Below are 25,596 nucleotides of genomic sequence, written 5' to 3' on the forward strand. Positions count from 1 at the left end.
TCACCTCCGGAGCCCCCTCCGGCGCTCACCTCCGGAGCCCGCGTCCGAGCCCGCCCCTGGCCTGCTCCGGAGCCCGCGTCCGAGCCCGCCCCCGGCCTGCCCGCCGCCGCGGGAGCCTGCCTCCGAGCCGCCCTCGGGCCTGCCTCCGAGTCCGCCTCCGGAGTTCGCCTCCGAGCGCGCCTCCCGGGTCCGTTCGGGCCCCGGCTCCGTCCCCGATCCGCGGGACCCGCCCGCTGTTCGGGCCCCGGCCCCAGCTCCGGCCCCGATCCGCGGCCCTGCCCGCTGTTCGGGCCCCGGCTCCGGCCCCATCCGCGGACTCGTCCGGGATCTGCTCCGGGGTGCCCGTGGCGACGGCTGGAGTGGTGGGGGGAAGGGGTGCCCAGGGGGTGGCTTTGGCGGTGAGGGGGCCGCCGGGGGGTTGCCCGGGGTTCGGCGGGGCTTCTTGGTGACTCAGGGTGGTGCTCGGGTGGTTGCGGGTGTGATGCCTGACACCTTTCGGGGTGAAAGGCGGCTGAAGGGGGGTCGGAGACGCGTTTCGCGCGGATCAAGAAAGGCGGCGTGGGTGCTCCGAGGCCAGGCCCCGCAAAGGATTTGGGCGATCGGCGGACGACCGTGTAATGTCTTCCTCGCTCGCCCCAATAGCTCAGTCGGTAGAGCGTCTCCATGGTAAGGAGAAGGTCTGCGGTTCGATTCCGCATTGGGGCTCTGGTGAGAGAGGTTCCCCACCCTCGGGTGGGGAGCGGATCTCATCAAAGCGGCGTAGCTCAGTCGGTAGAGCAAGCGGCTCATAATCGCTGTGTCACCGGTTCAAGTCCGGTCGCCGCTACACACAGTAGCCGATTGCGGGGTCGGTCTCCCGATCGGCTACTCTTTTATGCGTTCATCCGTCCCTAATGTCCGTCAAGGAGCACTCACGTGGCTGCCACCGACGTCCGCCCGAAGATCACGCTGGCCTGCGTGGAGTGCAAGGAGCGGAACTACATCACCAAGAAGAACCGGCGTAACAACCCGGACCGTCTTGAGATGAAGAAGCACTGCCCGCGTTGCAACTCGCACACCGCGCACCGCGAGACCCGCTAGCACTTAGCGAAGTCTCGTTCAACAGGCACAGTCATGAGGTCGTCCCCTTCATTCGGGGGGCGGCCTTATGTCGTTTCGACAGATCGTTTTCAACAAGGAGGGGGAGTCATGGCGCTCGACCAGTCCTTCGTGGGGCGGAGCTACCCGCCCACCGATCCGTACGAGGTCGGCCGGGAGAAGATCCGCGAGTTCGCGGTCGCCGTGGGTGACGCCAATCCGGTGTACACGGATCCGGAAGCGGCCAAGGCGTTCGGTCATCAGGACGTGATCGCCCCGCCGACCTTTGTGTTTGCCATCACGTTCGCGGCGGCCGGCCAGGTCATCGACGACCCGCAGCTGGCGCTGGACTACAGCCGCGTCGTGCACGGCGACCAGAAGTTCACGTACACCCGTCCCGTCCGGGCCGGTGACCGGCTGACGGTGACCTCGACCATCGAGGCCGTCAAGTCGCTCGCGGGCAACGACGTCATCGACATCCGCGGCGAGGTCCTCGACGAATCCGGCGAGCACGTGGTGACCGCCTGGACGAAGCTCGTCTCCCGGGCGCCCGAGCCCGCCGCCGCTCCCGCCGCCGCCGGTTCCGCTCCCGAGGAGGCCTGAGATGGCTGCCCAGATCCAGTACGACGACGTCGAGGTCGGCACAGAGCTGCCGGCGGCGTCCTTCCCCGTCACGCGGGCGACGCTGGTGCGGTACGCGGGTGCGTCGGGTGACTTCAACCCGATCCACTGGAACGAGAAGTTCGCCACCGAGGTCGGACTGCCCGACGTGATCGCCCACGGCATGTTCACCATGGCCGAGGCGATCCGCGTGGTGACCGACTGGGTGGGCGACCCGGGTGCGGTCGTCGAGTACGGCGTGCGGTTCACGAAGCCGGTCGTCGTTCCGAACGACGGGCAGGGCGCGCTGATCGAGGTCACGGCCAAGGTCGCGGCGAAGCTGGACGACAACCGGGTGCGGGTGGACCTGACGGCCATGAGCGCCGGGCAGAAGGTGCTGGGGATGTCGCGCGCGGTGGTTGCTCTCGCGTAGGGAGGGTCCCCCCCGTCGTTCCCCCCGGCCTCCCCGGTCGTTCCTCGGTTCGACGGGGGAGACCCTTAGGGGTCATCCGCTTCAGGCGTTGCCGACAGGGCCCTGGGCGACGAGGAGACTCGCAGGTCAGGGCCTTTTTGGTGTGCGTTCCGGGGTAGGGCTTGTCAAGTTAGTGATTGAGTACTAACTTTTAAGCATGGCAAGGATGAGTGCGGAAGAGCGTCGCGAGAGCGTCATTCTGGCGGCGATGGGCGAGTTCGCGCGGGGCGGGTACTACGGGACCTCCACCGAGGCGATCGCCAAGCGGGTCGGGGTGTCCCAGCCGTACCTGTTCCGGCTCTTTCCGAACAAGCAGGCCATCTTCCTGGCCGCCGCCGCCCGTTGCATGGAGGACATCCGACTCGTCCTCCAGGAAGCCGGCAAGGACCTCCACGGCGAGGACGCGGTCGAGGCGATGAGCGTGGCCTACATGAAGCTGATCGCCGAGCAGCCCGACAAGCTGCAGATGCAGCTCCAGACGTACGTGGCCGTCGCCGCCGCCGAGGCTGCCGGGGAGCCGGAGTTCGGCGAGATGGTGCGGGCCGCCTGGATGGAGCTGTGGGACACCCTGCACGTGCCGCTCGGGGCCGACGTGGAGGAGACGAGCAGCTTCCTCGCGTACGGAATGCTGATCAACGTCCTGTCCGCCATGGGGTTCCCTCCCGGGCACCGGGTCTGGGACGGCTGTTACCCGGGCATCCGGCCCGAGTAGCGAGTACGCCCCCCCGCCCACCTCTCCACCCCTCTATCACTCTCCCTCCCTGCCTCCCTGCCTCTCCATCCCGCCGTCCGCGCATCGGCCGGTGCAGGGGTCAGTTCTGTCCATTGAAGTTAGTGATCAATAACTAGTTTTGGGGGAATCGTGCAGGACACCAAGCTTCGCGGGCCCGCGGTCTGGGCCCTCGTCATCACCGGGGCCGCCAGCTTCATGGCCGCGCTCGACAACCTCGTCGTCACCACCGCGCTCCCCTCCATCCGCGAGGACCTCGGCGGAAAGCTGGAGGACCTCGAGTGGACGGTGAACGCGTACACGCTCACCTTCGCCGTCCTGCTCATGTTCGGCGCGGCCCTCGGCGACCGGTTCGGCCGCCGGCGGCTCTTCATCGCCGGTACGGCCGTGTTCACCGCCGCGTCCGCCGCCGCGGCCCTGTCGCCCGGCATCAACGAGCTCATCGCCGCCCGAGCCGTCCAGGGAGTCGGCGCGGCGATCATGATGCCGCTCTCGCTCACGCTGCTGACCGTCGCCGTCCCCGCCGCCCGTCGCGGAATGGCCCTCGGCATCTACGGAGCCCTCACCGGCCTCGCCGTCGCGAGCGGGCCGCTCATCGGCGGCAGCCTCACCGAGCACATCTCCTGGCAGTGGATCTTCTGGCTGAACGTCCCCGTCGGACTGGCGCTCATCCCGCTCTCCCGGATGCGCCTCGGCGAGTCCACCGCCCCGCAGGCGAAGCTCGACGTCCCGGGCACCGTGCTCATCAGCGGCGGGCTCTTCGGCATCGTCTACGGGCTGGTCAACGCCAACGCGCACGGCTGGACCAGCCTTTCCGTACTCACCCCGCTGCTGGTGGGGGCCGCGCTCGTGGGCGGCTTCATCGGCCACGGCTTCCGCAGCGCCAACCCGGTGCTGCCCATGCGGCTCTTCCGCGACCGGGGCTTCTTCGGCATCAACATGGCGAGCCTGCTGATGTTCGTCGGGATGTTCGGCTCGATCTTCCTGCTGAGCCAGTTCCTCCAGGGCGTCCTCGGCTACTCGCCCACCGAAGCCGGGCTGCGCATGCTCCCGTGGACCGCCATGCCCATGATCGCCGCCCCCATCTCCGGGATCCTCTCCGACCGGATCGGCAGCCGGCCCGTCGTGGTCGCCGGACTGGCGCTCCAGGCCATCGGCCTCGGCTGGTTCGCCGTGATCCTGGGCACCGATCTCTCCTACGCCGCCCAGCTCCCGGCGCTGATCATCAGTGGCATCGGGATGGGCCTGTTCTTCGCCCCCGCCTCCAACGCCCTCATGTCCACCGTCGCCCCCGCCGACCAGGGCAAGGCCGCCGGAGCCAACAGCGCCCTGCGCGAAGTCGGCGGAGCCCTCGGCGTCGCCGTCCTCGCCTCCGTCTTCTCCGCCCAGGGCGGCTACCAGTCCGGGCAGTCCTTCACCGACGGCACCGTCCCCGCCCTCTGGATCGGCGCCGCGGCCGTCGCCGTCGCGGCCGCCCTGGCACTGCTGCTCCCCGGCCGCGTCGAGGAGCAGGCCCGGGCCGCGGCGTCCCTGCCGACGGAGGAACGGCCGGCGGACGACCGGGGTGTCGCCCCGGCCGACGGGCGCGCCCCCGAGAAGGTGGCCGTCTGAGCGGATCCCGCTCGCCGGCCGGTGCCTCGGCGGCGGCCGGCGGGGGGACCGCAGCCGCCGCACCGCACGAAGTTCCGTACGACACGTCACGAGCGAGGGAAGGCCCGTCATGCCCGACATCCCGTGGTCCACGCCCACCCGGCCCGCCCCTGGCGCCGAGGTCTACGTCATGGCCTCCCGCTTCGAGACCGCGAGCCTGACCGGAGCCCTGAGGTTCTTCCTGAAGTCGCCCGGCATCATCCGCCAGATGCGCAACGCCCCCGGAGCCCACGGGTTCGCCCTGCGGGCCCGGGTCCTGCGCCGCACCTTCCTGACCCTGTCCGCCTGGAAGGACCGGGACGCGCTCTACCGCTTCGCGGGCAGCGAACCCCACCGCTCCAGCTCCCGGGCGGCCGCCGCCTACATGAAGGAGTCCGGGTTCGTCTTCTGGACCGTCCCGGCGAGCGAGCTCCCCATCGACTGGGCCGAGGCGGAGCGCCGCCTCGCCGAGCAGGCCCGGAAGCAGGAGAAGGCGAAGGGGCCGGATACGGATACGGATACGGATACGGATACGGATACGGAGCCGGAGCGCGGCTGAGGCGGGGCCCGGCGGGGCCCCCTACGGCCCTGCGCCGCGCGTACGGTCCGCGTCCCCCCGCCTGGTCGGGGGGACGCGGACCGTACTCTTGTCCACGTGCAGGAACTCCACGACGCCCCCCTCGCCCCGCTGACCACCTTCCGGCTCGGCGGCCCCGCCGCCCGGCTGGTCACCGCGACCACCGACGCCGAGGTCGTCGCCACCGTGCGCGCCGCGGACGAGAGCGGCACCCCGCTCCTGGTCATCGGCGGCGGCAGCAACCTGGTCATCGGCGACCAGGGCTTCGACGGCACCGCCCTGCGGATCGCGACCACCGGCTTCGTGCTCGACGGGACCCGGCTCGAGCTCGCGGCCGGTGAGAACTGGAGCGAGGCCGTCGGCCGCGTCGTCGACGCCGGGCTCGCGGGCATCGAATGCCTCGCCGGGATCCCCGGCTCGGCCGGCGCCACCCCGATCCAGAACGTCGGGGCGTACGGCCAGGAGGTCTGCGACACGATCACCGAGGTCGTCGCCTACGACCGCACGCGCGGGGAAACGATCACCCTCTCGGCGGCCGACTGCGCGTTCTCGTACCGCGACAGCCTCTTCAAGCACCAGCCTGACCGGTACGTCGTCCTGCGCGTCCGGTTCGCCCTGGAGGACGCGGGCGGCCTGTCCGCGCCGGTCAAGTACCCCGAGACGGCCCGCGCCCTCGGCGTCGAGGCCGGCGACCGGGTGCCCGCCGCCCAGGCCCGCGAGACCGTCCTGCGGCTGCGCGCCGGCAAGGGCATGGTCCTCGACCCCGCCGACCACGACACCTGGTCGGCCGGCTCCTTCTTCCACAACCCGATCCTCGGCGACGAGGCGTACGCCGCCTTCCTCGCCCGCGCCCAGGAGCGGCTCGGCCCCGAGACCGCCCCGCCCGCGTACCCGGCCGGGGAGGGCCGTACGAAGACCAGCGCGGCCTGGCTGATCGACAAGGCCGGCTTCACCAAGGGCTACGGCGACGGCCCCGCCCGCATCTCCACCAAACACACCCTCGCCCTCACCAACCGGGGCGAGGCCACCACCGAAGACCTCCTCGCCCTGGCCCGCGAGGTCGTCGCGGGCGTGCACGCGGCCTTCGGCGTCACCCTGGTCAACGAGCCGGTAACGGTCGGCGTCAGCATCTGAGGAGTCCCGGCCCGCCCATGCTCTGTCCCCTGCACGGGGCCGGTACGGACCCCACCCGGCTGGTGGGACGCACGATCGACAAGGTCGTCGCGTCCTGGCACATCAGCGACGGCGAACGCTCCGAGGCTCCCCTCGACGTCTGGCTCCTCGACAGCGACGGGGAGTCCACCCGGATCACCACCGGGTCCGACGCCTGTCTCATCGTGGAATCCGAGGCGCCGCACGAGCCCTACGACATGGGGGAGTGGGGCCGCATCGAGGTCGGCGAGGACCTCGGAGACCACCCCTTCCTGCGCCACCTCGGCGAGACCGTCGAGTCGGTCGCCGAATTCGCGCTGCCCGCGCAGGGGCGCACCCACCTGGAGATCGGCTTCCCGGACGGCGCGCGGGTGCGGGCCGACTGCCACGAAGGCGACCTGCGGCTCACGCGCTGACGCGCGCCGCCCCTCTCGCCCCCTTACGAGGCGCCCCCTTACGAGGCGATCCAGTGGTCGATTCCGGCCAGCAGCTTGTCCTGCACGTCGGGGGGCGCCGCGCTGCCGCGCACCGACTGGCGGGCCAGCTCGGCGAGCTCCGCGTCCGTGAAGGCGTGGTGCCGGCGGGCGATCTCGTACTGGGCCGCGAGCCGGGACCCGAAGAGCAGCGGATCGTCCGCACCCAGGGCCATCGGGACCCCGGCCTCGAAGAGGGTGCGCAGCGGGACGTCCTCGTGGCGTTCGTACACCCCGAGGGCGACGTTGGACGCCGGGCAGACCTCACACGTGATCTGCCGGTCGGCGAGCCGCTTGAGCAGGCGGGGATCCTCGGCGGCCCGTACGCCGTGCCCGATGCGGGCGGCGTGCAGGTCGTCGAGGCAGTCGCGGACGGAGGACGGGCCGGTGAGCTCGCCGCCGTGCGGGGCCGCGAGCAGTCCGCCCTCGCGGGCGATGGCGAAGGCCCGGTCGAAGTCGCGGGCCATGCCGCGGCGCTCGTCGTTGGAGAGGCCGAAACCGACGATGCCGCGGTCGGCGTAGCGGACGGCGAGCCGGGCCAGGGTGCGGGCGTCGAGGGGGTGCTTCATGCGGTTGGCGGCGATGACGACGCGCATGCCGAGGCCGGTCTCGCGGGAGGCGGCGTCCACGGCGTCGAGGATGATCTCGACGGCCGGGATCATCCCGCCGAGGAGGGGGGCGTAGGAGGTGGGATCCACCTGGATCTCCAGCCAGCCGCTGCCGTCGCGCACGTCCTCCTCCGCGGCCTCGCGGACCAGGCGGCGGATGTCGTCGGGCTCGCGGAGGCAGGAGCGGGCGGCGTCGTAGAGCCGCTGGAAGCGGAACCAGCCGCGTTCGTCGGTGGCGCGGAGCTTGGGGGGCTCGGCGGAGGTGAGGGCGTCCGGGAGGCGGACGCCGTACTTGTCGGCGAGCTCCAGCAGGGTCGACGGGCGCATCGAGCCGGTGAAGTGCAGGTGGAGGTGGGCTTTCGGCAGAAGCGTGAGATCGCGTACGTGCTCCATTTGCTGATCCTGCCGCACTTGTCACCCGATCGGCAGCCCGATTCCCTGAACGGGTCCTTGCCCGAACGTAAATCCAGGGGTGCGCGGGGGCGCCGGGAAGCCGCTGCGCGGGGCTTCCCGGGCGCCGCCCGGACCCGCTCCTCAAACGCCGGCGGGGCTGGATGTTGCCGGCGTCAGTCCGTACGTGACCGTCGGCGGTCGGGAAGATCCAGCCCGGCCGGCGTTTGAGGCGCGGGGTCTGGGGCGGAGCCCCAGGTTGGGTCCGGGCGGAGTCCGGGGAACGGGCGAAGGGCGGGTAGGGGACAGCAGCCCCGCGCAGAGGGCGGGGGTGGAGCGGCAGCTCCGGACACGCCTGAGCGGCGGCTCCCCCGGAGGGAACCGCCGCTCAGGTCAGGCTGCGAACCGCCGGAGGCTTAGGCCTTCGCCTCCGCCAGGAGCTTCTGGATGCGGGAGACGCCCTCGACCAGGTCCTCGTCGCCCAGGGCGTAGGAGAGGCGGAGGTAGCCGGGGGTGCCGAAGGCCTCGCCCGGGACGACCGCGACCTCGGCCTCGTCCAGGATCAGCGCGGCGAGTTCGACGGAGGTCTGCGGGCGCTTGCCGCGGATCTCCTTGCCGAGGAGGTCCTTGACCACCGGGTAGCAGTAGAAGGCGCCCTCGGGGGTCGGGCAGAAGACGCCGTCGATCTCGTTCAGCATCCGCACCATCGTCTGGCGGCGGCGGTCGAAGGCCGTGCGCATCTCGTGGACGGCGTCCAGGTTGCCGGAGACGGCGGCCAGCGCCGCGACCTGGGCCACGTTGGAGACGTTGGAGGTGGCGTGCGACTGCAGGTTGGTCGCGGCCTTGACCACGTCCTTCGGGCCGATGACCCAGCCCACGCGCCAGCCCGTCATGGCGTACGTCTTGGCGACGCCGTTGACGATGATGCACTTGTCGGCCAGCTCGGGAACGATCGCCGGGAGCGAGACGAACTTCGCGTCGCCGTAGACCAGGTGCTCGTAGATCTCGTCGGTCAGGACCCACAGGCCCTTCTCGACGGCCCAGCGGCCGATCGCCTCGGCGTCGGCCTCGGAGTAGACGGCGCCGGTCGGGTTCGACGGGGAGACGAAGAGGACGACCTTCGTGCGCTCGGTGCGGGCCGCTTCGAGCTGCTCGACGGAGACCCGGTAACCGGTGGTCTCGTCGGCGACGACCTCGACCGGGACACCGCCGGCGAGACGGATCGACTCCGGGTACGTCGTCCAGTACGGGGCCGGGACGATGACCTCGTCACCCGGGTCCAGGATGGCCGCGAACGCCTCGTAGATCGCCTGCTTGCCGCCGTTGGTCACCAGGACCTGGGACGCGTCGACCTCGTAGCCGGAGTCGCGCAGCGTCTTCGCGGCGATGGCGGCCTTCAGCTCGGGCAGGCCGCCGGCCGGCGTGTAGCGGTGGTACTTGGGGTTGCGGCAGGCCTCGACCGCGGCGTCGACGATGTAGTCCGGGGTCGGGAAGTCGGGCTCACCGGCTCCGAAACCGATGACCGGACGCCCGGCGGCCTTGAGGGCCTTGGCCTTGGCGTCGACGGCGAGGGTGGCGGACTCGGAGATGGCACCGATACGGGCGGAGACGCGGCGCTCGGCGGAAGGCGTTTCAGAGGTCATGCGGCCAATCGTCCCAGACGTCAAACGAGCGCCGCACGCCGTTTCAGTTACCGGACGGACGCTCTCCGGACGGCGCTGTTCGACGTCAGGGCCCGGACCACGTACACTCAACCGTCGTTGGCCCTCGTCGACCGCTGCAGAGCGTGAGCACACCGTGCACACGCCCGGATGCGGTAGGTTGAGGGACGCAAAGGGTCGTAGCTCAATTGGTAGAGCACTGGTCTCCAAAACCAGCGGTTGGGGGTTCGAGTCCCTCCGGCCCTGCTCCACACTCCATCTCGGAAGTGTGTGCGCAGGTACGTACTTAGATGCAGTGCCGTGCGGCGCAACCGGGCGCGGCTACGGCCACGACCCGGATTCAGGTGAGAGACGTGACGGACGCCCTGGGCTCCATCGACATGCCTGACGCCGAGGATGACACTCGCGAGAAGAAGGCCCGCAAGGGCGGCAAGCGCGGCAAGAAGGGCCCTCTGGGTCGTCTCGCGCTGTTCTACCGCCAGATCGTCGCGGAACTCCGCAAGGTTGTTTGGCCCACTCGCAACCAGCTGACGACGTACACCTCCGTGGTGATTGTCTTCGTCGTCATCATGATCGGTCTGGTGACCGTGATTGACTATGGGTTCCAGGAAGCCATCAAGTTCGTCTTCGGCTGATCCCCGCGGAGGGCGGCGCCTTGATGGGTGCCGCCCGTTTTCGCATGTTCGACCACCTTTTGTATCCAGGAAGAAGCAGCCACCGTGTCTGACCCGAACCTGAACGTGAGCCCCGACTCCGTCGAGTCCGTCGAGGACGAGCTCGACATCGTCGAGGCTGCAGACGCTGTGGACCCGGACGAGGCCGAGCTCGCCGACGCCGAGGCTGAGGTCGAGGACTCCAACGACGACACCGCCGAAGAGGCCGACGAAGCCGAAGAGGCCGACGACTCCGAGGACGCCGACGAGGACGACGCCGAAGAGGCCGACGAGGCTTCCGACGACGATGCCGCCGAGGCCGAGGCCGAGGCCGATGACGCGGAGGCCGAGGACGCCGCCGACGTCGAGCCCGCCGAGCCTGTCGACCCCATCCAGGCCCTGCGCGAAGAGCTGCGCCTCCTGCCCGGCGAGTGGTACGTCATCCACACCTACGCCGGCTACGAGAAGCGCGTGAAGGCCAACCTGGAGCAGCGCGCCGTCTCGCTCAACGTCGAGGACTTCATCTACCAGGCCGAGGTGCCCGAGGAAGAGATCGTCCAGATCAAGAACGGCGAGCGCAAGAACGTCCGGCAGAACAAGCTGCCCGGTTACGTTCTCGTCCGCATGGATCTGACGAACGAGTCCTGGGGCGTCGTCCGCAACACCCCGGGCGTCACCGGCTTCGTGGGCAACGCGTACGACCCGTACCCGCTGACCCTGGACGAGATCGTCAAGATGCTCGCCCCGGAGCTGCAGGAGAAGGCCGCCAAGCTGGCAGCGGAAGAGGCCGGTCTGCCGGCGCCCGCCGTCAAGCGCGCCATCGAGGTCCTGGACTTCGAGGTCGGCGACTCGGTCACCGTCACCGACGGCCCGTTCGCGACGCTGCAGGCGACCATCAACGAGATCAACCCGGACTCGAAGAAGGTCAAGGGTCTCGTCGAGATCTTCGGCCGCGAGACCCCGGTCGAGCTCAGCTTCGACCAGATCCAGAAGAACTGATCCACAGCCTTCTGGCACACGCTTCCGGACAGGTCAGATTGCCCCCTTGGGGGCGGTCTGACCTGCTCGGTTTTCAGCCTCGCACCGATACCCGTTATCGTGGTGCGGTATGCCTCCATCCGGATGACCGGATTGGCGGCGAAAACTCTCACTAGGACCCGGAGAGAGCAATGCCTCCCAAGAAGAAGAAGATCACGGGGCTTATCAAGCTCCAGATCAAGGCCGGTGCGGCCAACCCGGCTCCGCCGGTCGGCCCCGCGCTCGGTCAGCACGGCGTCAACATCATGGAGTTCTGCAAGGCCTACAACGCCGCGACCGAGTCGCAGCGTGGCATGGTCGTGCCGGTGGAGATCACGGTCTACGACGACCGCTCCTTCACCTTCATCACCAAGACGCCGCCGGCCGCGCGCCTCATCCTGAAGAGCGCCGGCGTGGAGAAGGGCTCTGGCGAGCCCCACAAGACGAAGGTCGCGAAGCTCACGCGTGACCAGGTCCGTGAGATCGCCACGCTCAAGATGCCTGACCTGAACGCCAACGACATCGACGCGGCCGAGAAGATCATCGCCGGCACCGCGCGTTCGATGGGCATCACGGTCGAAGGCTGATTCAGCCACCCCAGCACCACAGTGGTAGGGCCAAGCGCTGGTCCGCACCACGACTCCACACCTGAAGCCACAACACAGGAGCAGAAGTGAAGCGCAGCAAGACTCTCCGCGCTGCGGACGCCAAGGTCGACCGGGAGAAGCAGTACGCCCCGCTCGAGGCCGTCCGTCTCGCCAAGGAGACCTCCACCACGAAGTTCGACGGCACCGTCGAGGTCGCTTTCCGCCTGGGTGTAGACCCGCGCAAGGCCGACCAGATGGTCCGCGGCACCGTGAACCTCCCGCACGGCACCGGCAAGACCGCCCGGGTCCTGGTCTTCGCGACCGGTGACCGTGCTGCGGCCGCGGAAGCCGCCGGCGCCGACATTGTCGGCGACGACGAGCTCATCAACGAGATCGCCAAGGGCAACCGCCTCAACGAGTTCGACGCCGTTGTCGCCACGCCGGACCTCATGGGCAAGGTCGGCCGCCTCGGCCGCGTGCTCGGTCCCCGTGGCCTGATGCCGAACCCGAAGACCGGCACCGTCACGATGGACGTCGCGAAGGCTGTCACCGAGATCAAGGGTGGCAAGATCGAGTTCCGCGTCGACAAGCACTCGAACCTGCACTTCATCATCGGCAAGGTCTCCTTCTCCGATGAGCAGCTGGTCGAGAACTACGGCGCGGCCCTGGACGAGATCCTTCGTCTGAAGCCGTCCGCCGCGAAGGGCCGCTACATCAAGAAGGCCGCCCTCAGCACCACCATGGGCCCCGGCATCCTGCTGGACTCCAACCGCACCCGGAACCTCCTCGTCGAGGAAGACCCGGCCGCGGTCTGACTGAGCCGGGCCTGACGGCTCGCCTGAGTTGCCCGAACGGGCCCTTCTCTCCCTTCACGGGGGGAGGAGGGCCCGTTCTGCGTTTCGCGCGGAAAATGCCGAAGCGATCGGGGGCCTTGCCCGTAGGGTCGGATCACATCAAACGATCACATCAGGGGTGGGGACTCTTGTTCGCGTACCGCAACAGCAACCGTACGAAGACCGCTGGGGCCGCGCTGGCCGCCGTACTGCTCGTGGGTGGGGCCACGGCGTGCGAGAGCGGGCAGAATGACGGCACGGGGAAGGCTGCGGCCGCCCAGGGCGCCGGGAAGGGCGCCGCGAAGGGCGCCGTGGAGGTGGTCCCGGCCGCTTACCTGGAGAAGGTCAAGGTCAAGTCGCAGGAGATCACCTCCCTGCGCTACTCGATGACGGGTACGGCGGAGGGCGAGCAGTTCTCCGGCGACGTCTCCATGCGGCTCAAGCCGTCGGTGGCCATGTCGATGAAGATGACCACCTCGGGCGAGGGCGGCCAGGCGGCCGAGATCCGCCTCGTCGACGAGGCGATGTTCATCGGCGCCGAGGGCAAGTGGATCAAGTTCGACATGAAGAGCCTGGACCCGGCCCTGACGAAGAAGCTGAACGGCGCCGGCGGTACGGCGAACAGGACCGGCGAGAACCCCGGTGACCGGGCGGGTGAGCTCCTCAAGGCCAAGGACCTCACGTTCGTCGGCGAGGAGACCATCGACGGGGTGAAGACCAGGCACCTCAGCGGCACGGTCACCCTCGACGACCTGCGGGCCGCGCTGGCCTCCGCGACCCCCGAGGCCAAGAAGCGCCAGGAGCAGTCCGTCAAGGCGCTGGAGGCGCAGGGCGTCAAGAAGCTGACCCTGGACATGTGGATCGACGAGTCGGACCACACCAAGCAGGTCCGCACCCGCGGTGACGCGGCCAAGGGCCCGGTGGACACGACCATCAAGTTCCTGGACTACAACCAGCCGGTCGAGGTGGCCGCGCCGCCCGCCGACCAGGTCACCGACCTGGCGGAGATGATGAAGGGCGCCGGGCAGGAGCAGGGCTGACCTGGCATTTCAGGGCCGCGCGGGGTCGTCGGGTGACCGATTTGCTCTGCGCGGCACCGGTCCCGTACTCTTCCGGAGAAGCCAAAGACCGCTGGTCGTTGCCGTGCCCGCAAGGGGGCGGTGGCCGAAGGATCCGCTAACTGCGGACGTCCTGCGCAGGTGTTCAAGGAAAGTTCCCGGACTCGTTCCGGTTGAGCTACGCCCTGGCGCCTGCGCCGGGGCGTTTCGTATTTATGCCCCTTCTGAGCGGTCCTCATCACCCGGAAGGAGGCCGACGCACTATGCCGACGCCCAACAAGGCTGCCGCGGTAGCCGAGCTCACGGACCAGTTCCGCGACTCGAACGCCGCCGTGCTGACCGAGTACCGGGGTCTCACCGTCGCGCAGCTCAAGACGCTGCGTCGCTCTCTCGGTGAGAACGCCCAGTACGCCGTGGTGAAGAACACGCTGACCAAGATTGCGGCCAACCAGGCCGGGATCACCGCGCTGGACGAGCACTTCGCTGGTCCCACCGCGGTCGCCTTCATCACCGGTGACCCGGTGGAGTCGGCGAAGAGCCTGCGTGACTTCGCCAAGGAAAACCCGAACCTCATCATCAAGGCGGGTGTCCTTGATGGTAAGGCGCTCACCGCCGATGAGATCAAGAAGCTTGCGGACCTCGAGTCCCGCGAGGTTCTGCTCAGCAAGCTGGCCGGCGCGTTCAAGGGCAAGCAGTCTCAGGCTGCCTCGCTCTTCCAGGCGCTGCCGTCGAAGTTCGTCCGCACCGCGGAAGCGCTTCGCGTCAAGCTCGCCGAGCAGGGCGGTGCCGAGTAATTCGGCTCGCGCACTGATCCACGCCGCCTAGTGCGTGGGTCAAAGCGGGCCGTTACGCCCGCCTCTATATACATCCGGCACCTGCCGATTTAGTGGAAGGATCGCCCATCATGGCGAAGCTCTCTCAGGAAGACCTGCTCGCTCAGTTCGAGGAGCTCACCCTCATCGAGCTCTCCGAGTTCGTGAAGGCGTTCGAGGAGAAGTTCGACGTCACCGCCGCTGCGGCCGTCGCCGTTGCCGGTCCGGGTGCCCCGGTTGCCGCTGAGGCCGCTGAGGAGCAGGACGAGTTCGACGTCATCCTCACCGCCGCCGGTGACAAGAAGATCCAGGTCATCAAGGTCGTCCGCGAGCTGACCTCCCTCGGCCTGAAGGAGGCCAAGGACCTCGTCGACGGCGCTCCGAAGCCCGTCCTCGAGAAGGTCGCCAAGGAGGCCGCTGACAAGGCCGCCGAGACCCTCAAGGCCGCCGGCGCGTCCGTCGAGGTCAAGTAACACCTCTGAGGCCTCTCTGAGGCCTCAACCAAGGGCGATCACCCGTAAGGGTGGTCGCCCTTTGGCGTACCCGGAGTGCCTGACTTGCCCCTGTCTCGTTGGGGAGTAGGGTGATCTTCGTTGCTCTGCGGCAGGGTCCTTCGATGATCCGCTCGGAGCAGGGGGCCTTGACGAACGGGACGCGGCGCGCAATTCTCAGATCCGTCGTGAGATCGGCAGGCCCGATCCGGGATCCGAGGCATGGATCGGGTCCACATCGGGCATGGATCGACTACGAAGAGGGCAGTACTGTTACGCGCTCTGTATGCGGAGCCGAGCGGGACGCACGGTTGTTTAAACGACATGGGGAAGGCCTGTTGCCGGTTTCCGGAAACCTGGTCTGGACATCAGTGAGCCTAGTGGCTACACTGACCCTTTGCGCTGCCTGTTAGCTGCCCCCTGCCCGTCGCCAGGGGCATGCCCACGCATGAGCACACTTGATTGAACGGCCCTGAGCTGGTCCTTTGACCAGATGGGGGGCGCTTGTCTTCTGTGTCAGCTGGGACCGGTACGCGCGTAGTGAGTCCGAGCCCTCGGAAGGACCCCCTCTTGGCCGCCTCGCGCAACGCCTCGACCAATACGAACAACGGTGCCAGCACCGCCCCGCTGCGCATCTCCTTTGCAAAGATCAAGGAGCCCCTCGAGGTTCCGAACCTCCTGGCGCTGCAGACCGAGAGCTTTGACTGGCTGCTCGGCAACGCCGCCTGGAAGTCTCGCGTCGAGTCGGCGCTTGAGAGCGGACAGGACGTTCCCACCAAGTCCGGTCTGGAAGAGATCTTCGAGGAGATCTCGCCGATCGAGGACTTCTCCGGGTCGATGTCGCTGACGTTCCGCGACCACCGTTTCGAGCCGGCGAAGAACTCGGTCGACGAGTGCAAGGACCGCGACTTCACGTACGCGGCGCCGCTTTTCGTCACTGCCGAGTTCACGAACAACGAGACCGGAGAGATCAAGTCTCAGACGGTCTTCATGGGCGATTTCCCGCTCATGACCAACAAGGGCACCTTCGTCATCAACGGCACCGAGCGTGTCGTCGTGTCGCAGCTCGTCCGTTCCCCCGGTGTCTACTTCGACTCCTCCATCGACAAGACGTCCGACAAGGACATCTTCGCCGCCAAGATCATCCCTTCCCGGGGTGCCTGGCTCGAGATGGAGATCGACAAGCGCGACATGGTCGGTGTTCGCATCGACCGCAAGCGCAAGCAGTCCGTCACCGTCCTCCTGAAGGCTCTCGGCTGGACCACCGAGCAGATCCTCGAGGAGTTCGGCGAGTACGAGTCCATGCGCGCCACCCTGGAGAAGGACCACACCCAGGGCCAGGACGACGCGCTGCTCGACATCTACCGCAAGCTGCGTCCGGGCGAACCGCCGACCCGCGAGGCCGCTCAGACGCTGCTCGAGAACCTCTACTTCAACCCGAAGCGCTACGACCTCGCGAAGGTCGGCCGCTACAAGGTGAACAAGAAGCTCGGCGCCGATGAGCCGCTGGACGCCGGCGTGCTCACCACCGACGACGTCATCGCGACCATCAAGTACCTGGTCAAGCTGCACGCCGGTGAGACCGAGACCGTCGGTGAGTCGGGTCGTTCGATCGTCGTCGAGACCGACGACATCGACCACTTCGGCAACCGTCGTCTGCGCAACGTCGGCGAGCTCATCCAGAACCAGGTCCGTACGGGTCTGGCTCGTATGGAGCGCGTCGTCCGCGAGCGGATGACGACCCAGGACGTCGAGGCGATCACGCCGCAGACCCTGATCAACATCCGGCCGGTCGTCGCCTCCATCAAGGAGTTCTTCGGCACCAGCCAGCTGTCGCAGTTCATGGACCAGAACAACCCGCTGTCGGGTCTCACCCACAAGCGCCGTCTGTCGGCGCTTGGCCCGGGTGGTCTGTCCCGTGAGCGGGCCGGCTTCGAGGTCCGAGACGTTCACCCGTCGCACTACGGCCGCATGTGCCCGATCGAGACCCCTGAAGGCCCGAACATCGGTCTGATCGGCTCGCTCGCGTCCTACGGCCGCGTCAACGCGTTCGGCTTCGTCGAGACCCCGTACCGCAAGGTCATCGAGGGCGTCGTCACCGACGAGGTCGACTACCTGACGGCCGACGAGGAAGACCGCTTCGTCATCGCCCAGGCCAACGCCGGCCTGTCCGACGACATGCGCTTCACGGAGAACCGCGTGCTGGTTCGCCGTCGTGGCGGCGAGATCGACTACATCGCCGGCGACGACGTCGACTACATGGACGTCTCCCCGCGCCAGATGGTGTCCGTCGCGACCGCGATGATCCCCTTCCTGGAGCACGACGACGCCAACCGTGCCCTCATGGGCGCGAACATGATGCGCCAGGCCGTTCCGCTCATCAAGGCGGAGGCGCCGCTCGTCGGCACCGGCATGGAGTACCGCTGTGCGGTCGACGCCGGTGACTCGATCCGTGCGGAGAAGGACGGTGTCGTCCAGGAGGTCTCGGCCGACTACATCACCGTCGCCAACGACGACGGCACGTACACCACGTACCGCGTCGCCAAGTTCTCCCGCTCGAACCAGGGCACCTCGGTCAACCAGAAGGTCATCGTCAACGAGGGTGACCGGATCATCGAGTCCCAGGTCCTCGCCGACGGTCCTGCGACCGAAGAGGGCGAAATGGCCCTCGGCAAGAACCTGCTCGTCGCGTTCATGCCCTGGGAAGGTCACAACTACGAGGACGCGATCATCCTGTCGCAGCGCCTCGTACAGGACGACGTCCTCTCCTCGATTCACATCGAGGAGCACGAGGTCGACGCCCGTGACACCAAGCTGGGCCCCGAGGAGATCACCCGGGACATCCCGAACGTCTCCGAGGAGGTCCTGGCGGACCTCGACGAGCGCGGCATCATCCGCATCGGTGCGGACGTAGTCGCCGGCGACATCCTGGTCGGCAAGGTCACGCCCAAGGGCGAGACCGAGCTGACCCCGGAAGAGCGCCTGCTCCGCGCGATCTTCGGTGAGAAGGCCCGCGAGGTGCGTGACACCTCGCTCAAGGTTCCTCACGGTGAGATCGGCAAGGTCATCGGTGTCCGCGTCTTCGACCGCGAGGAGGGCGACGAGCTTCCCCCGGGCGTGAACCAGCTGGTCCGCGTCTACGTCGCCCAGAAGCGCAAGATCACCGACGGTGACAAGCTCGCCGGCCGCCACGGCAACAAGGGTGTCATCTCCAAGATCCTTCCGATCGAGGACATGCCCTTCCTTGAGGACGGCACGCCGGTCGACATCATCCTGAACCCGCTGGGTGTCCCGTCCCGAATGAACCCGGGACAGGTCCTGGAGATCCACCTCGGCTGGCTCGCCAGCCGCGGCTGGGACGTCTCCGGCCTCGCGGAGGAGTGGGCCGAGCGACTGAAGGTCATCGGCGCCGACCGCGTCGAGCCCGGCACCAACGTCGCCACCCCGGTGTTCGACGGTGCCCGTGAGGACGAGATCTCCGGCCTCTTCGAGCACACCATCCCGAACCGAGACGGGGACCGCCTGGTCCTCCCGTCCGGCAAGGCGCGTCTGTTCGACGGCCGCTCCGGCGAGCCGTTCCCGGAGCCGGTCTCGGTCGGCTACATGTACATCCTGAAGCTCCACCACCTGGTCGATGACAAGCTCCACGCTCGGTCGACCGGTCCGTACTCGATGATCACGCAGCAGCCGCTGGGTGGTAAGGCGCAGTTCGGTGGCCAGCGCTTCGGTGAGATGGAGGTGTGGGCGCTCGAGGCTTATGGCGCCGCTTACGCCCTCCAGGAGCTCCTGACCATCAAGTCCGATGACGTGACCGGCCGCGTGAAGGTCTACGAGGCCATCGTCAAGGGCGAGAACATCCCCGAGCCGGGCATTCCCGAGTCCTTCAAGGTGCTCATCAAGGAAATGCAGTCGCTCTGCCTCAACGTGGAGGTGCTGTCCTCGGACGGCATGTCCATCGAGATGCGCGACACCGACGAGGACGTCTTCCGCGCGGCGGAGGAGCTCGGTATCGACCTGTCCCGGCGTGAGCCGAGCAGCGTCGAAGAGGTCTGACGGGCCTGACGGGGGGCTCGCTCAAGAGCCCCCCGTCATCCCCGGGACCGTTCAGACCATGATTGAGACTCGACCCCGAAAGAGGGATTGACGCACAGTGCTCGACGTCAACTTCTTCGACGAGCTGCGGATCGGCCTTGCCACCGCGGACGACATCCGAACCTGGTCCCACGGCGAGGTCAAGAAGCCGGAGACCATCAACTACCGCACCCTCAAGCCCGAGAAGGACGGACTCTTCTGCGAGAAGATCTTCGGTCCGACCCGGGACTGGGAGTGCTACTGCGGTAAGTACAAGCGTGTCCGCTTCAAGGGCATCATCTGTGAGCGCTGTGGCGTCGAAGTCACGCGCGCCAAGGTGCGCCGTGAGCGGATGGGCCACATCGAGCTTGCCGCTCCCGTCACCCACATCTGGTACTTCAAGGGCGTTCCGTCGCGTCTTGGCTACCTGCTGGACCTCGCGCCGAAGGACCTCGAGAAGGTCATCTACTTCGCCGCGTACATGATCACGTTCGTGGACGACGAGCGCCGCACCCGCGACCTCCCGTCCCTGGAGGCGCACGTCTCCGTCGAGCGCCAGCAGATCGAGAACCGTCGCGACTCGGACCTCGAAGGCCGTGCCAAGAAGCTCGAGACCGACCTGGCCGAGCTCGAGGCCGAGGGCGCCAAGGCCGACGTACGCCGCAAGGTGCGCGAAGGTGCCGAGCGCGAGATGAAGCAGCTCCGTGACCGCGCCCAGCGCGAGATCGACCGCCTCGACGAGGTGTGGGCCCGCTTCAAGAACCTCAAGGTCCAGGACCTCGAGGGCGACGAGCTGCTCTACCGCGAGCTGCGCGACCGCTTCGGTACGTACTTCGACGGCTGCATGGGCGCCGCGGCGCTCCAGAAGCGTCTGGAGTCCTTCGACCTCGACGAAGAGGCCGAGCGCCTCCGCGAGATCATCCGTACCGGCAAGGGCCAGAAGAAGACCCGTGCGCTCAAGCGCCTCAAGGTCGTCTCCGCGTTCCTGCAGACCAGCAACAAGCCCAAGGGCATGGTTCTGGACTGCGTGCCGGTGATCCCGCCGGACCTGCGTCCGATGGTGCAGCTGGACGGTGGCCGCTTCGCGACCTCCGACCTGAACGACCTGTACCGCCGCGTGATCAACCGCAACAACCGTCTGAAGCGCCTCCTCGACCTCGGTGCCCCCGAGATCATCGTGAACAACGAGAAGCGCATGCTTCAGGAGGCCGTCGACGCCCTCTTCGACAACGGTCGTCGTGGTCGTCCGGTCACCGGTCCCGGCAACCGTCCCCTGAAGTCCCTCAGCGACATGCTGAAGGGCAAGCAGGGTCGATTCCGTCAGAACCTCCTCGGCAAGCGCGTGGACTACTCCGCGCGTTCCGTGATCGTCGTCGGTCCCCAGCTGAAGCTGCACCAGTGTGGTCTGCCCAAGGCCATGGCGCTGGAGCTCTTCAAGCCGTTCGTGATGAAGCGCCTGGTCGACCTGAACCACGCGCAGAACATCAAGTCGGCGAAGCGCATGGTCGAGCGCGGCCGCACGGTCGTCTACGACGTGCTCGAAGAGGTCATCGCCGAGCACCCGGTTCTGCTGAACCGTGCGCCCACGCTGCACCGCCTCGGCATCCAGGCCTTCGAGCCCCAGCTGGTCGAAGGCAAGGCCATCCAGATCCACCCGCTCGTCTGCACCGCGTTCAACGCGGACTTCGACGGTGACCAGATGGCCGTGCACCTGCCGCTTTCGGCAGAGGCGCAGGCCGAGGCCCGCATCCTGATGCTGTCCTCGAACAACATCCTGAAGCCGGCAGACGGTCGTCCCGTCACCATGCCGACCCAGGACATGGTGCTGGGTCTGTTCTTCCTCACCACCGACGGCGAGCTCCGTGACGTCAAGGGCGAGGGCCGTGCGTTCGGCTCGACCGCCGAGGCGACCATGGCGTTCGACAACGGCGAGCTGGCTCTCCAGTCGGCCGTGGACATCCGCTTCCCGGTGGGCACCATCCCGCCGCGCGGCTGGGTGGCCCCGATCGCCGAAGAGGGCGAGCAGGAGTTCCAGCCGGGCGACAGCTTCCGTCTGAAGACGACCCTGGGCCGTGCGCTCTTCAACGAGCTGCTGCCCGAGGACTACCCGTTCGTCGACTACTCGGTGGGCAAGAAGCAGCTCTCCGAGATCGTCAACGACCTGGCGGAGCGCTACCCCAAGGTGATCGTGGCGGCGACGCTCGACAACCTGAAGGCGGCCGGCTTCCACTGGGCGACCCGTTCGGGCGTCACCGTGGCCATCTCCGACGTCGTCGTGCCCGAGGCCAAGAAGGCCATCGTCAAGGGCTACGAGGAGCTGGACGAGAAGGTCCAGAAGCAGTACGAGCGCGGTCTGATCACCAAGGACGAGCGCACGCAGGAGCTCATCGCGATCTGGACCAAGGCGACCAACGAGGTTGCCGAGGCGATGAACGCGAACTTCCCCAAGACGAACCCCATCTTCATGATGGTTGACTCGGGTGCCCGAGGAAACATGATGCAGATGCGACAGATCGCCGGTATGCGTGGTCTGGTGTCGAACGCGAAGAACGAGACCATCCCGCGTCCGATCAAGGCGTCCTTCCGTGAGGGCCTCACCGTTCTGGAGTACTTCATCTCCACGCACGGTGCCCGTAAGGGTCTGGCGGACACCGCCCTGCGTACCGCCGACTCGGGTTACCTCACCCGTCGTCTGGTGGACGTCTCGCAGGACGTCATCATCCGCGAGGAGGACTGCGGCACCGAGCGCGGCCTGAAGCTGAAGATCGCCGTTCGCGGCGAGGACGGCGTGCTGCGCAAGGCCGACGACGTCGAGACCTCGATCTACGCCCGCATGCTGGCCGAGGACGTCGTCATCGACGGCAAGGTCATCGCGCCGGCCAACGTCGACCTCGGTGACGTGCTCATCGACGCCCTGGTCGCCAACGGCGTCGAGGAGGTCAAGACCCGCTCGGTCCTGACCTGTGAGTCCGCGGTCGGCACCTGTGCCTTCTGCTACGGACGCTCGCTCGCCACCGGCAAGCTGGTCGACATCGGTGAGGCGGTCGGCATCATCGCCGCCCAGTCCATCGGTGAGCCCGGTACCCAGCTGACGATGCGTACCTTCCACACCGGTGGTGTGGCCGGTGACGACATCACGCAGGGTCTGCCGCGTGTCGTCGAGCTCTTCGAGGCCCGTACCCCGAAGGGTGTCGCCCCGATCTCCGAGGCCGCCGGCCGCGTGCGGATCGAGGAGACCGAGAAGACGAAGAAGATCGTCATCACGCCCGACGACGGCAGCGAGGAGACGGCGTTCCCGATCTCCAAGCGCGCCAAGGTCATCGTCGGCGAGGGCGACCACGTCGAGGTCGGCCAGAAGCTGACCATGGGTGCCACCAACCCGCACGACGTGCTGCGCATCCTCGGCCAGCGTGCGGTCCAGGTCCACCTGGTCGGCGAAGTCCAGAAGGTCTACAACTCGCAGGGCGTGTCGATCCACGACAAGCACATCGAGATCATCATCCGGCAGATGCTGCGCCGCGTGACGATCATCGAGTCCGGCGACGCGGAGCTCCTGCCGGGCGAGCTGGTCGAGCGGTCGAAGTTCGAGACCGAGAACCGTCGTGTGGTCACCGAGGGCGGTCACCCCGCCTCCGGCCGTCCGCAGCTGATGGGTATCACCAAGGCCTCGCTCGCGACCGAGTCCTGGCTGTCGGCGGCGTCCTTCCAGGAGACGACCAGGGTTCTGACGGACGCGGCGATCAACGCCAAGTCCGACTCCCTGATCGGCCTCAAGGAGAACGTCATCATCGGTAAGCTCATCCCGGCCGGTACGGGCCTCGCCCGCTACCGCAACATCCGGGTCGAGCCGACCGAGGAAGCCAAGGCCGCGATGTACTCGGCCGTCGGCTACGACGACATCGACTACTCGCCCTTCGGCACCGGCTCCGGCCAGGCTGTCCCGCTGGAGGACTACGACTACGGCCCGTACAACGGCTGAGCTCGTTAGCAGTAGGTAGTACGCAGAAGCCCCCCGCCGCTCCGAGAGGAGAGGCGGGGGGCTTCTGCGCGTCCTGGACCGGGCCCGGCGTGGGTCAGGTCCGCCGGCGGCGGCGCAGGCCCGTCACGGTCACCGAGGCCACGGCCAGGAGGGCCAGGGTGGCACCGGCCAGGCCGGGGGTGAGGCCCTTGGGGCGGAAGGTGCAGGAGACCGCGGCCGTGCCCTGGGGGATGTCCAGGGAGACCAGGCCGTGGAAGCTCTTCACCGGGGCCGAGCACTGCCAGCCGGGGACGGCGGTCATCGCGAAGACGGCGGTGCCGGAGGCCTCCTCGGGGAGGGTGGCCTCGATGGTGTGGCCGCCCGCGCTGACGCGGGTGGCGCCCGTGGCCGTAAGGCGGCCCACCGTCGAGGCGAGCGCGGCCCGGTCCAGGCAGCCGACCGGGTGGGCGCCGGCGGCGGCGCCCCGGGTACGGGTGCGCACCGTGACGTCGACCCGGCCGGAGGCGGGGACCTCGCCGAGGCGGCGGACCCCGGCCGTCCGGTCCTCCAGGGGCCTCTCGATGCCTGCGAAGGAGAGGGTTCCGTACAGCCGGGGCGAGTACCAGAAGGCTTCGGAGCCGGGGGCGCACCGGGCGGTGTACCGCTGTTTCGCGGCGGTGCCGCCGCGGGCGACGGGCGGGACCCGGTAGACGGTGGCGCCGAGGACCTGCTCCTGGTGGGCGTAGACGCTGGCCGGGGGGTTGGGGGAGGCGTACGGGGCGCTGCGGACGGTGACCAGCGGCGGGGCGGGGAAGGTACGGGCCGTCCAGCTGTTCTTCTCCGGGCCCGGTTCGGCGCGGGCGCCGATCGAGAAGATCGCGTCCAGGACGGGATTGTCGGCGCCGAAGAAGGTGCGGCCGTCGTTCTTGTAGCCGTACCCGAGGGGCTCCAGGGCCTCGTAGGTGGCCTCGGGGAGGTAGCTGCTGTAGTACTGCGGGCCCTCCGCCCGGAGTGCGAGCGCGTCGTTGTACGAGGTCTGCGGGCCGCCCGAGTCGGTGCGGTACGCGGGCCAGCCGTCGACCGAACGGACGGCGTCGAAATGGTTCGAGATCGACTCGCTGGAGGTGGCGATCGGCTTCGCCCAGCGTTCGCGGGCGCGCCGGGCGTCCGCGCCGGCCGCGGCGGCGGTGGATTCGGCGAAGACGACCCCGACCATGAGGACCGCGGCCACGGGGACCAGTACGCGGTGCTTCTCGCCCAGCGCGAGCAGGACCAGCGCGAGGAGCGACACCGCGCCGCCGCCCAGGACGGCCGGCCAGGTGGCGCCGCCGAAGTCGTCGGTGTGGCGCAGCACGAAGGTGGCGGCGACCAGCAGGGCCGCCGTCAGAGCCAGGTGCAGCGGGCGCGGCCGGTTGGCCAGGGACAGCCAGGCGATGACCACCACCATGCCGCTGAACACGAAGGCCTCGCGGTACGGGTTGCCGTTCGGAACCGCCAGCCCGTGCCATGCGTACTGGGTGGGCGGGAACTGGAAGGAGAGGACGACGAGCAGGGCCGCCGCCGCCCATGCCAGGCGGGTCCTGCGCGTGATCGCCGCGTTGAGGAGGAAGGACCCGGCCAGGATCAGGCCGAGCGAGGCCACGTACAGCCGGGGCCGGCCGCCCCACAGGTGGGTGCCGGGGAGCATGCCCGTCAGGAAGACCTCGATCCGGACGGGATCGAAGGCGGCCGCCCCGGTCGGCTGGGCGGCCCCGCTGGAGAGGAAGGCGGGCAGGAGCAGGGGGAGCGTGAGCAGGATGCCCGTCGCGGCGCCCGTACCCGCCCGCCATACGGCGCGCAGCCGCTGGGCTCCGGTCAGGTCGAGGACGACCAGGCGGACGGCGAGCAGCACGCACGCGGCCATCGTCGCCATCATCGCGGTGTAGAAGTTCCCGAACCAGGCGAGCGCGACCAGCAGGGCCACGCCCGGCCAGCGGCGCTCCTCCAGGCACCACTCGACGGCGATGCCCAGGAGCGGGAGCGCGACCAGGCCCCACATCCACATCGGGATGTACGAGGCGTCGCTGAGCGCCCAGCCGCACAGCCCGTAGACGGCTCCGAGCACGCCCCGCTGCCACCAGGGGCCGGGGTGGAGCCTGCCGAGGTAGACGGCCATCAGGGCGGCGGCGGTGCCCATCGTGACCGGGGTGACCGCGAAGACGGCGAGGTCCACGTGGGCGCGGGGGACGAGGACGGCCAGCCAGGAGAAGGGGTTGCCGAGGTAGGTGTGGTAGTCGGACAGGAACTGCTGGCCGAAGCCGCCGCGCCAGGTGAAGAGGAGGTCGCCGGCGGCCCGGCCGTGCACCAGGTCCCACAGGGCCCGGTGGAAGGGGACGTACTGGTTGGCCTGGTCGTTGACGGCCCGGCCGGTGTGGCCGAAGGGGAAGGTGCCCCGGGCCGCCCAGGACGCGCAGAAGGCGCCCGAGGCCGTGAGGAACGCGAGGAGCGGGCCGTAGAAGCGGGTGGTGCGGCGCGAGGGGGGCCGGGGCCGGTCCTGATCGGGGGGCGGACTGCTCTGCGTCGCGGGCTCGACGGCCAAGATCCCCAAGGGTCTGCTCCCTGCTGGTCGGCTGTCCGACGGGTGGCACACATGGCTGGTCTGCCGGACTCGCGGACCGGGAGGGCCGCGATCCGGCGCCCCGGGCGAATCGCGATCCGGCGCCCCGGGCGAATCCGGCCACCATGGTGCCGCGCGGCAGCTCCGGTTC

Annotated in this window: 19 protein-coding genes, 3 tRNA genes and 1 pseudogene; 20 read left to right on the top strand and 3 right to left on the bottom strand. The window is 68.6% G+C overall.

Features of this window, described 5'->3' with window-relative positions; all coding sequences use genetic code 11:
• The first annotated feature begins 632 nt into the window (after nucleotides 1–632).
• The 10 genes and pseudogenes from MTF69_RS11750 to MTF69_RS11795 all read left to right on the top strand — a co-directional run bounded on the left by MTF69_RS11750 (nucleotide 633) and on the right by MTF69_RS11795 (nucleotide 6,653).
• A tRNA-Thr gene (locus MTF69_RS11750) sits at nucleotides 633–705 on the top strand.
• A 48-nt stretch (nucleotides 706–753) separates the two neighbouring features.
• Nucleotides 754–826, top strand: a tRNA-Met gene (locus tag MTF69_RS11755).
• 89 nt (nucleotides 827–915) lie between these two features.
• A complete protein-coding gene (rpmG, locus tag MTF69_RS11760) occupies nucleotides 916–1,080 on the top strand; it encodes a 50S ribosomal protein L33 (protein WP_003956487.1) in 165 nt (54 codons plus the stop codon).
• A gap of 108 nt (nucleotides 1,081–1,188) precedes the next feature.
• The gene (locus MTF69_RS11765) at nucleotides 1,189–1,680 is read left to right on the top strand and encodes a MaoC family dehydratase N-terminal domain-containing protein (RefSeq protein WP_243333321.1); all 492 of its coding nucleotides are present in this window, start codon (nucleotides 1,189–1,191) and stop codon (nucleotides 1,678–1,680) included.
• 1 nt (nucleotide 1,681) lies between these two features.
• Nucleotides 1,682–2,110 (top strand): MaoC family dehydratase, encoded by a 429-nt coding sequence (locus MTF69_RS11770; protein WP_243333324.1) that lies wholly within the window; start codon nucleotides 1,682–1,684, stop codon nucleotides 2,108–2,110.
• 196 nt (nucleotides 2,111–2,306) lie between these two features.
• Nucleotides 2,307–2,861 carry a TetR/AcrR family transcriptional regulator gene (locus tag MTF69_RS11775; protein WP_243333326.1) on the top strand — a complete coding sequence of 185 codons (555 nt, stop codon included), beginning with the start codon at nucleotides 2,307–2,309 and terminating at the stop codon, nucleotides 2,859–2,861.
• A gap of 147 nt (nucleotides 2,862–3,008) precedes the next feature.
• A complete protein-coding gene (locus MTF69_RS11780; RefSeq protein WP_374322938.1) occupies nucleotides 3,009–4,490 on the top strand; it encodes a DHA2 family efflux MFS transporter permease subunit in 1,482 nt (493 codons plus the stop codon).
• 109 nt (nucleotides 4,491–4,599) lie between these two features.
• Nucleotides 4,600–5,067 carry a DUF3291 domain-containing protein gene (locus MTF69_RS11785; RefSeq protein ID WP_243333329.1) on the top strand — a complete coding sequence of 156 codons (468 nt, stop codon included), beginning with the start codon at nucleotides 4,600–4,602 and terminating at the stop codon, nucleotides 5,065–5,067.
• Nucleotides 5,068–5,145: 78 nt separating this feature from the next.
• Nucleotides 5,146–6,219, top strand: a pseudogene (locus MTF69_RS11790) (UDP-N-acetylmuramate dehydrogenase); the annotation flags it as partial.
• A gap of 17 nt (nucleotides 6,220–6,236) precedes the next feature.
• The gene (locus MTF69_RS11795; RefSeq protein WP_243333333.1) at nucleotides 6,237–6,653 is read left to right on the top strand and encodes a hypothetical protein; all 417 of its coding nucleotides are present in this window, start codon (nucleotides 6,237–6,239) and stop codon (nucleotides 6,651–6,653) included.
• A 38-nt stretch (nucleotides 6,654–6,691) separates the two neighbouring features.
• Here MTF69_RS11795 and MTF69_RS11800 read toward each other — a convergent pair whose 3' ends face one another.
• Nucleotides 6,692–7,711 (bottom strand): adenosine deaminase, encoded by a 1,020-nt coding sequence (locus MTF69_RS11800; RefSeq protein ID WP_243333335.1) that lies wholly within the window; start codon nucleotides 7,709–7,711, stop codon nucleotides 6,692–6,694.
• Nucleotides 7,712–8,124: 413 nt separating this feature from the next.
• Entirely contained in the window at nucleotides 8,125–9,351 is a 1,227-nt protein-coding gene (locus MTF69_RS11805; RefSeq protein WP_243333336.1) for a pyridoxal phosphate-dependent aminotransferase, read from the bottom strand.
• Nucleotides 9,352–9,542: 191 nt separating this feature from the next.
• Here MTF69_RS11805 and MTF69_RS11810 point away from each other — a divergent pair.
• From MTF69_RS11810 to MTF69_RS11855, 10 genes are all read left to right on the top strand, one after another.
• A tRNA-Trp gene (locus tag MTF69_RS11810) sits at nucleotides 9,543–9,615 on the top strand.
• A gap of 107 nt (nucleotides 9,616–9,722) precedes the next feature.
• Nucleotides 9,723–10,004: a preprotein translocase subunit SecE gene (gene secE, locus MTF69_RS11815; protein WP_243333337.1), complete on the top strand. Its 282-nt coding sequence runs from the start codon at nucleotides 9,723–9,725 to the stop codon at nucleotides 10,002–10,004.
• An 84-nt stretch (nucleotides 10,005–10,088) separates the two neighbouring features.
• On the top strand, nucleotides 10,089–11,021 hold the full coding sequence (nusG, locus tag MTF69_RS11820; RefSeq protein ID WP_243333338.1) for a transcription termination/antitermination protein NusG: 933 nt from the start codon (nucleotides 10,089–10,091) through the stop codon (nucleotides 11,019–11,021).
• 170 nt (nucleotides 11,022–11,191) lie between these two features.
• On the top strand, nucleotides 11,192–11,626 hold the full coding sequence (gene rplK / locus MTF69_RS11825; RefSeq protein WP_053682632.1) for a 50S ribosomal protein L11: 435 nt from the start codon (nucleotides 11,192–11,194) through the stop codon (nucleotides 11,624–11,626).
• An 86-nt stretch (nucleotides 11,627–11,712) separates the two neighbouring features.
• Nucleotides 11,713–12,441: a 50S ribosomal protein L1 gene (rplA, locus tag MTF69_RS11830; RefSeq protein WP_243333339.1), complete on the top strand. Its 729-nt coding sequence runs from the start codon at nucleotides 11,713–11,715 to the stop codon at nucleotides 12,439–12,441.
• Between the two features lie 167 nt (nucleotides 12,442–12,608).
• The gene (locus tag MTF69_RS11835; protein WP_243333340.1) at nucleotides 12,609–13,499 is read left to right on the top strand and encodes an LppX_LprAFG lipoprotein; all 891 of its coding nucleotides are present in this window, start codon (nucleotides 12,609–12,611) and stop codon (nucleotides 13,497–13,499) included.
• A gap of 281 nt (nucleotides 13,500–13,780) precedes the next feature.
• Complete coding sequence (rplJ, locus tag MTF69_RS11840; RefSeq protein WP_215023401.1) at nucleotides 13,781–14,311, top strand: 50S ribosomal protein L10; 531 nt, start codon at nucleotides 13,781–13,783, stop codon at nucleotides 14,309–14,311.
• Nucleotides 14,312–14,421: 110 nt separating this feature from the next.
• Nucleotides 14,422–14,802: a 50S ribosomal protein L7/L12 gene (rplL, locus tag MTF69_RS11845; RefSeq protein WP_243333341.1), complete on the top strand. Its 381-nt coding sequence runs from the start codon at nucleotides 14,422–14,424 to the stop codon at nucleotides 14,800–14,802.
• A gap of 588 nt (nucleotides 14,803–15,390) precedes the next feature.
• Entirely contained in the window at nucleotides 15,391–18,873 is a 3,483-nt protein-coding gene (rpoB, locus tag MTF69_RS11850) for a DNA-directed RNA polymerase subunit beta (RefSeq protein WP_243333342.1), read from the top strand.
• A 97-nt stretch (nucleotides 18,874–18,970) separates the two neighbouring features.
• Entirely contained in the window at nucleotides 18,971–22,870 is a 3,900-nt protein-coding gene (locus MTF69_RS11855) for a DNA-directed RNA polymerase subunit beta' (protein WP_243333344.1), read from the top strand.
• A 94-nt stretch (nucleotides 22,871–22,964) separates the two neighbouring features.
• Here MTF69_RS11855 and MTF69_RS11860 read toward each other — a convergent pair whose 3' ends face one another.
• Nucleotides 22,965–25,436, bottom strand: coding sequence for a YfhO family protein (locus tag MTF69_RS11860; protein WP_243333345.1), 2,472 nt, complete (start codon nucleotides 25,434–25,436; stop codon nucleotides 22,965–22,967).
• Nucleotides 25,437–25,596 lie beyond the last annotated feature (160 nt).

The sequence above is a fragment of the Streptomyces sp. AP-93 genome (assembly GCF_022808175.1).
In the GTDB taxonomy this organism is placed as follows: Bacteria; Actinomycetota; Actinomycetes; order Streptomycetales; family Streptomycetaceae; genus Streptomyces.